1 protein-coding gene is annotated in these 222 nt (G+C 59.5%); it reads left to right on the top strand.

What is annotated here, in order from left to right; translation table 11 throughout:
• On the top strand, positions 1–222 hold a 222-nt coding region (locus ACR6JA_RS23205), incomplete at both ends, for a peptidoglycan L,D-endopeptidase MepK (protein WP_494599878.1).

The raw sequence follows: 222 nt of genomic DNA, 5'->3' as shown, positions 1-222 counted from the left end.
GGGGTGCTCGCGAACGACTTTTGGCTACGCCCCAGGACGCTGTATCTGCGACGCGCGGGCACGAACGAGACCATTCGTGAAACGTACTGGGCGGATGGCAAGATCTTGATGCCCGGCTACAAGCGGATCTGCCATATCTTGAGAGACGTGCGCGCCGGGGTATCAACCGAGATGAATTTGCGCCTTCTGGATATCCTGGCGGGCACGCAAGGCTGGTTCTTG

The sequence above is a fragment of the Cedecea sp. B1(4) genome (assembly GCF_059414925.1).
The sequence above is the reverse complement of the archived record's forward strand: the minus strand, read 5'-3'. Positions and strand labels throughout refer to the sequence as shown.